This is a genomic window from Mycobacterium sp. 1245805.9 (genome assembly GCF_001672915.1).
Lineage (GTDB): Bacteria > Actinomycetota > Actinomycetes > Mycobacteriales > Mycobacteriaceae > Mycobacterium.
Genome location: NZ_LZKR01000067.1, coordinates 1 through 6,863, shown reverse-complemented (window position 1 = coordinate 6,863; position 6,863 = coordinate 1). Strand labels below are relative to the sequence as shown.

Here is a 6,863-nt window from a genome sequence, read left to right as displayed (position 1 = left end):
GTGCGGCCGGCGAATCCACCCCACCCGGGAACCGACATGCCATGCCCACCACAGCAATCGGCTCGTCCACCCCCACCCGCGACGCCACCGCGGGAGCCGCCGCGACCGACCCATCCAACAGCCCGCCCAGATGCGTCGCCAACTCGCCGGGGGTCGGATAGTCGAACGCCAGCGTGGGCGGCAACGGCAGCTCGGTCTCGGTCCTGAGCCGATCCAGCAGCTGCGTGGCCTTCACCGAGTCGAAACCCAAATCCCCGAAAGCGGATTCGGGGTCGATGTCGGCGGCACTGGGACGCCCCAACACCGCCGCCGCCTGCGCGGACACCATCTCCACCAGCAGGTCGTGCTCTTGGCGGCGCAGCGTCTGCCGCCGGCGGCGCAGCGTGCGCAGGCGTTGCGCCCACCCGGAGTCGGCGCCGGCTCCCGCGTCGGCGTCCTCGACTACGGGCTGCACGGACGGGCGGACCGTGCCGTCCAGGCGGGTGAACTCGTCGCCCAGATACAGCCGCACGCAGTCCCGTCGCCTGACCTTGCCGCTCGTGGTGATGGGAATCGAACCGGGCGGCACCAGAACGAGATCCGCCACACCCAGACCGTGCGCCTTCGATATCGCCGTGCTGACTTCGCGCCTGAGGACGCCCATCCGCTGCATCGCGGCCTCGTCGGATGCGTCCGCATTCTTGAGTTCGGCGATGGCGACCAGCTGCTCGGCGCCGTCGTCATCCGCAACCCCGATCGCCACACAGCGGCCCCGGGTGATCTCCTGGACCGTCGCCTCGATGTCGTCGGGAGAATGGTTGCGCCCGTTGATGATCAGGAGGTCCTTGATGCGGCCGATGATGAACAACTCGCCGTCGGAGAAGAAGCCCAGATCCCCGGTCCGCAGCCACGGGCCTTCGGATGTGCCCGCCGACGCCGCGACCAGGGTGGCGCCGAACATGCCTTCGGTGCCCGGCGGATTCCCCCAATAACCTTGCGCGACATTGCCACCTTGCACCCAGATCTCACCGACGGTGCCCGCCGGACACTCGGTGCTGGTGTCGGGGTCGACGATGCGCACCGCCGGCGAGCGGGGCACGCCGTAACTGACCAGCGGTGTACCGCCGTCGCTCGTGCGCTTCGCGTGGCCGGCGGTCAGCTTCTCGGATTCGAAGTGCACGACTTCCGGTGAATGGCCCCTTTCGCGCGTCGCGATGTACACGGTTGCCTCCGCCATCCCGTAGGCGGGCCGCAGCATCCGGTGCTGAAAGTTGAAGCGGGCGAACCGCTCCGCGAAGCGTTGCAGCGTCACGGGTTGCACCCGCTCGCTGCCGTTGAGGATGCCGAGCACGTTGCCGAGATCTAGCCCGGCCAGGTCGTCGTCCGAGGTTTTTCGCGCCGCCAACTCGAACGCGAAGTTCGGCGCCGCCGAGAATGCGTGACTGTTGCTCGCCAGCGCCTGCACCCATCGGGCGGGCCGCTGCAGGAACGACACCGGGCTGGTGACCAGCGCGGGAAACCCCGCCAGGACGGGAAAGATGATTGCCAGATACAAACCCATGTCGTGATAGAAGGGCAGCCAGGACACCATCGTGGTGTCCTGCGGGGCGGCCCCGCCAAAGATGTCCGCATTGATTTGCCCAAAGTTGGCGACGATGTTTTCGTGCGAGATCTCGACTCCCTTTGGGGCGCGGGTCGACCCGGAGGTGTACTGCAGGTACGCGATGCCCGGGGGACCCTCGACCTCGGCAGGGGAACCGTTGTCTGAGTCCAGGTCCAGCAGATCGACCTCGATCACCGCTGGCGCGGATTCGACCGGCTTCGACTTGAGGTACTCGGCGATGTTGCCCGCGACGGAGGAGGCCGTGAGGATCGCCGAGGGCGACGCGTCACTCAGGACCGAACTGAACCGCTCGTCGGTGACGCCGCCCAGCGGAACCGAAAGCGGAACCGCGATCCGGCCGGCTTGCAACGCGCCGAGGAAGCCGACGACGTACCCGAGCCCCTGCGGCGCCGCGACCACCACACGATCACCCACCGACCCGCAGCCTTGGAGTTCCGCCGCGAGATTCGACGTTCGGCGATACAGCTGCGACCACGTCAGGCTTTCCGCGACGCCCTCCCAGTCCCGTTCGTAATCGAGGAACGTGAACGCCGTCTCGCCGGGCCGCGAACCAGCGCGTTCCCGCAGCAGAGCCTGGACGGAAGCCTCAATCACCGCTGGGACCGTGCCTTCCGCACCGTCCGTGCAAGACCGGTGCCTGCATTGGAATTCCTTGCGCCCGCATGTGTTTGATCACCCCACGCGCTGCAGGCGGGCGAAATTCTCGACCAGATCGGTGGCGGCCGCGACGCTCTCGGCGGGCTTGGTCATCCGCGGGGCGAGTTCGCGGGCGCGGCTGAGGTATTCCGGGGCGAGGATCCGGTGCAGGTCCTTGACCAGCGAGTCCTCGGTGGTGGTCGAAAGGCGCCGGGAAGTGCCCACCCCCAAGCGTTTCAGCGCCGCCCCCTCCAACGGCTGGTCGTAGAACGTCCAGAGGACCACCTGTGGGACCCCGGAGCGCAGGCACGTGGCCGTGGTGGCGGCGCCGCCGTGATGCACGACCGCGCGGCAGGCGGGAAAAATCGCTTCGTAATTCACCGCGCCCACCACCTTGACGTGGTCGAACTCGTGGATGTCGGTGAAGTCGCTGACGCCGGCGCAGACCAGCGCCCGCTCGCCCAGCCGGGCGCACGCCGCGGCGATCATGGCCAGCACGGAGGACGCGGACTCGACCGCGAGGCTGCCGAAGGCGAAGCAAATCGGGGGTGTCCCGGCCGCGATCCAGGACAAGACCTCGTCGTCGGCGTCCTGGGGGAACCCCAGCGTCAGCGTGCCGACGAGGGGGCGTTTGCCATTCCATTGCGCCCACTCGGCCTCCAGCCCCGGGACGAAAAGCCGGTCATAGCCCTGGATTTCAAGGGACCCGCGCTCTTCGATCCGGCGCGGCCACGGGCGCGTCGCGGCGGGCAGACCGAGTAGCCGCCGTTGCGCGTCCTCTGCTTTCTTCGCCGGACCGCCCCACGTCAGCCGCTCGTACCCGCGCATCGCGGCGCGGCCCAACCGTGCCGGCAGCAGTGGCATGACTTTCCCATTGGCCCGGATCGGGAACCAATGCAGCATGGCGAACGGAATGTCGTAGTACTCAGCGACATTGAAGGGGAACTGCTCGAAACCGTAGCCGGAGACGATCAGGTCGGCGCCGTCCCCCAGCGACTTCAGCGTGTCGAAGGCGTCCTCCGTCCAGCACCGGGCCACGATCTCCGAGATTTCGCGGCCCAGCCTGTCCAGCTCCTGCGTCCGCCAGGGCTTGCGAAACAGCAGCGTCCAGTAGTCGCGCTGCACGTCCATGATGATCCGGGAGTCGAGACCGTAGCCGACGGCCGCGACGCCGGCCCCCTCGGCGAAGCCGACGAGGTTGGGCGGAACCGCCATGCGCACGTCGTGCCCCCGGCGCACCAGCTCACGGCCCACCACGACGGAGGGCTCGACATCGCCCCGCGCCCCGTAGCACGCCAGCGCGAATTTCATTGCGAGTCTTGACCTTTCGTTGCGTCAGTGTCCGGATTCGGCGGCGGCGCGATAACCGCGGACGGCCAGCGGCCCGAGCACCGCCGCCAGACCGAGGCACCACACCAGGGTCACCAGGAGCGGCCACAGCACGGGACCGCCTTGGGCAAGCCCCCGCATCGACTCGATCGTCGCCCACATCGGCTGCAGCCGGATCTCCAGCCGCACCCACGAGGGCAGCGTTTGGGTGGGTACGACACCGGAGCTGGCGAACACCGCACCGGTGGCCGGCACCCCCAGCCACATGAGCGCGGAACCGGTCCTGGCCCGCACCGCGATCGCGATCACCGCCATCGAGAAGACGACCACCACCAGTGCCGGCACCAGGACGAACGGGACGACAGCGAGCCAACTCTTGAAGCGAAGGCCCAGCCCGACACCGACCGCCGTGATCAGCGAGGCACTGACCAGCGTGCGCGCGGCCTCGGCGAGCAGCCTGCCGGTCAGCGCGCTGGCCCGGTGTACGGGAAACACCCACAGCCGGCCGATCAGGCCGCTGTCGCGGTCGATCCACATGCGGCGGCCCGTCGCGAGCGCGCCGAACATCGCGCCGGCGACGGCACACATCGGCACCAGTCCGTAGAGGCTTTCCGTGCCGGTGATCCGGATGATCGACTTGCCTACCAACAGCTTGTAGGCGATCAGCAGAAACGTCGGGAACACCAGGGCCTGGATCAGCACCATCGGCTGGCGCCGCCACCGGGTGAGCAGATGGCTTGCGAACAGCAGGGTTTCGCTGCCCAGGGAAGTGCGCGGCGGTGCGTGCGTGCTCATTGCGGCCGGCCCTGCACCCGCACCGCGATGGCGCCGAACACCACCAGCAGGCCAACGCACCAGGCCAGGCTGGTCGCCAAATTGCTCGCCACGACATGGCCGGTGGTGAACCCACGCAGGGTCTGCGTCACCTGCGAAACCGGCTGGTTGCGGACGAACGGATGCAGCCAGTCGGGGAACGAGTCGGCCGGCGCCATCCCGGTGGACAGCATGACCAGCAGCATCTGCGGAACCAGGAGCAACTGGTCCAGCACCCCGCTGCTCGCGAATTTGCCTTGCGAGGCCACGGAAAGAACCCCGGCCGCGTCGGCGGCGAGCGACAGCGCGAGCGTCAACACCAGGACGAGGACGGCGAAGGCGACCGCATAGACCAAGCCGCCGAACATCCGGAAGCCGAACGCGTACCCGATGGCGATCGCGGCGAGCAGGCCGACGGCGCCGCGGAACAGGCAGTAGGACATGCGAGCCATCAGCGGTGTGACCGTGGAGATGGGAAGCGTGCGGAGCCGATCCGCGAAGTCGCTGCGCTCGTCCTGGGCGGCACGGTCGATGGTCGTCAGCGCGCCGAGAAAGATCACCTGGATGACGACGACCGGCAGGACGTATTGGGGGTAGCCCATGCCGCCGGTGTCGATCACGTTGCCCAGCATGAAGTTGAACACGACGAAGTTCAGGGCGGGCGACACCGCCGCGAAGATCAGATCGTTGCGCATCGCGTTCTGCACGGCACGCTCGGTGAGAGCGGCGAGCGCGGTCACGTGGTGACTTTCGCGGTGAGGTGCAGGAAGGCCTCGTCCAACGACGGCTTGCGCAGCGCGATGTCGAGTAGCTCAACGCCGAGCCGGTCCACCCGGCGAAACACCTCGCCGAGCGTCGCGACGCCATCGGGCGAGAGCACCGAGACGGTGTTCGCCTCGTAGTCGGCTTCGGCGCCCTCGAGGTCGGCGACCGCTTCCAGGATCTTGGCGAGGTCGGCCGGATTCACCGGGCTCACCGTGCAATAGCCCAACCCCACCCGGCGCTTGAGGTCCTCGGCGGTCCCGTCGGCGACGACACAACCCTTGTTCAAGACGACGATCGAATCGCTGAGCACGTCGGCTTCTTCGAGGTATTGGGTCGTCAGCAGGATCGTGACGCCCTGCGCCGACAAGGACGACACCAGGTTCCACACATCGCGGCGACTGCGCGGGTCCAGCCCGGTGGTCGGCTCGTCGAGGAAAAGCACTTCCGGCGGAACCATCAGGCCGGCGGCGATGTCGATGCGGCGCACCATGCCACCCGAATAGGTGTGCACCGGCCGGTCCGCGGCGTGCGCCATATCGAACTCATTGATCAATGCGTCGGCCCGCAGCCGCGCCTCTTTGCGCCGCATCCCCCGCAGCCGGCCGAACAGGACCAGGTTCTCCCGGCCGGTGAGCTCGAAATCGAGCGCGGCCAGCTGCCCGATGCTCCCGATGCTCGCCCGCACCTGGGCCGGCTCCTCGACGACGTCGTGCCCGGCCACGATCGCGCGGCCAGACGTGGGGCGCAGCAACGTGGAGAGGATCTTGATCGCGGTCGACTTGCCGGCGCCGTTGTGACCGAGCAGAGCGCACACCGACCCCGTCGGAACGAAGAAACTCACGTCCTGCAGTGCGTGTATTTTCCCGCCGAAAGACTTTGCTACGCCGTCTAGCTCGATCACGAAGTCAGACCATACCCGTCGGTATACGCGTGTTGAATAGAAACCGGCTCCCCAAGCGCCGACCGGGCGAACGGACGACCGGTTAGGCCCGCCGATGTCGCCATTAGCCGTGGCTGCCCTGCGCGCCCTGTTGGACGGCCCCGATTCCCTGGGTGGAGGCCGTTCCGCCGTCCCCACCAGCACCGCCGGGGGTGCCGGTCCCGCCGTTCCCACCGTCGCCGCCGGTGGCCGTCGCCGCTGAGAAGGTGGACGCGATCGCCGCAAGCCCGCCGTCCCCGCCGGTGCCACCGACGCCGCTAGTCGCCGCGCCGCCGTCGCCACCACGACCGCCGTCGGCGTTGCCGAACCCGTTCGTGACGGCCTGCCCGCCGGTGCCACCGGCCCCACCGGACGCGCCGGTCCCGCCGGTGCCGCCGGCGCCGCCGCCCCCGATGCCGCCGTTCCCGCCGCGTCCGGCGGTGCCCTGCACGGGGCCGGAGTTGCCGGCGTCGCCCCCGGCGCCCCCGTGGCCCGTGATGCCGGTACCGCCGGCGCCGCCGTCACCGCCGTTTCCGGAGATGCCCCTCGTGTTGCCGCCGTGGCCGCCGCCACCGCCGGGGAACCCGGGGAAGCCGCCACCGCCGCGCGGGCCTTCGCCGCCGCCGTGCGGCCCGTATGCGCCGCCGGGCGGGCCGAACACGCCTCCCGGCGGACCGCCGATGCCCGGTATGGGCAGCGGGATCGGCACCGGGATGGGCGCGACGGCCGGGGGCGGCGCGGGCGCGGGCGCCGGGGCCGCCGGCACCGGCATCGGGGCCCGGGCGCGGGCATCAGGGA

The 6,863-nt window shown here is 69.4% G+C and carries 5 protein-coding genes and 2 pseudogenes; all 7 read right to left on the bottom strand.

The features are described 5' to 3' along the window. A partial coding sequence (locus tag A9X00_RS31815; protein WP_232006749.1) for an acyl carrier protein occupies window positions 1-328 on the bottom strand: 328 nt, incomplete at its 3' end. Window positions 329-472: 144 nt separating this feature from the next. Beyond that, window positions 473-2,197, bottom strand: a pseudogene (locus A9X00_RS10135) (AMP-binding protein); the annotation flags it as partial. A gap of 78 nt (window positions 2,198-2,275) precedes the next feature. Continuing rightward, window positions 2,276-3,550, bottom strand: a complete 1,275-nt coding sequence (locus A9X00_RS10130) for a glycosyltransferase (protein WP_067152510.1) — start codon at window positions 3,548-3,550, stop codon at window positions 2,276-2,278. A 24-nt stretch (window positions 3,551-3,574) separates the two neighbouring features. After that, a complete protein-coding gene (locus A9X00_RS31260) occupies window positions 3,575-4,363 on the bottom strand; it encodes an ABC transporter permease (protein ID WP_067152509.1) in 789 nt (262 codons plus the stop codon). Beyond that, window positions 4,360-5,121 (bottom strand): ABC transporter permease, encoded by a 762-nt coding sequence (locus A9X00_RS31255; RefSeq protein ID WP_067152507.1) that lies wholly within the window; start codon window positions 5,119-5,121, stop codon window positions 4,360-4,362. The genes A9X00_RS31260 and A9X00_RS31255 overlap by 4 nt, the downstream gene beginning before the upstream one ends. Next, window positions 5,118-6,047 (bottom strand): daunorubicin/doxorubicin resistance ABC transporter ATP-binding protein DrrA, encoded by a 930-nt coding sequence (locus tag A9X00_RS10115; protein WP_067152505.1) that lies wholly within the window; start codon window positions 6,045-6,047, stop codon window positions 5,118-5,120. The genes A9X00_RS31255 and A9X00_RS10115 overlap by 4 nt, the downstream gene beginning before the upstream one ends. A 103-nt stretch (window positions 6,048-6,150) precedes the next feature. Beyond that, window positions 6,151-6,863 (bottom strand): annotated as a pseudogene (locus tag A9X00_RS32485) (PE family protein); the annotation flags it as partial.

Coding starts and splice junctions, on each gene's coding strand:
- A9X00_RS10130 (WP_067152510.1), bottom strand. CDS start 3,550: ATGAAATTCGCGCTGGCGTGCTACGGGGCGCGGGGCGATGTCGAGCCC.
- A9X00_RS31260 (WP_067152509.1), bottom strand. CDS start 4,363: ATGAGCACGCACGCACCGCCGCGCACTTCCCTGGGCAGCGAAACCCTG.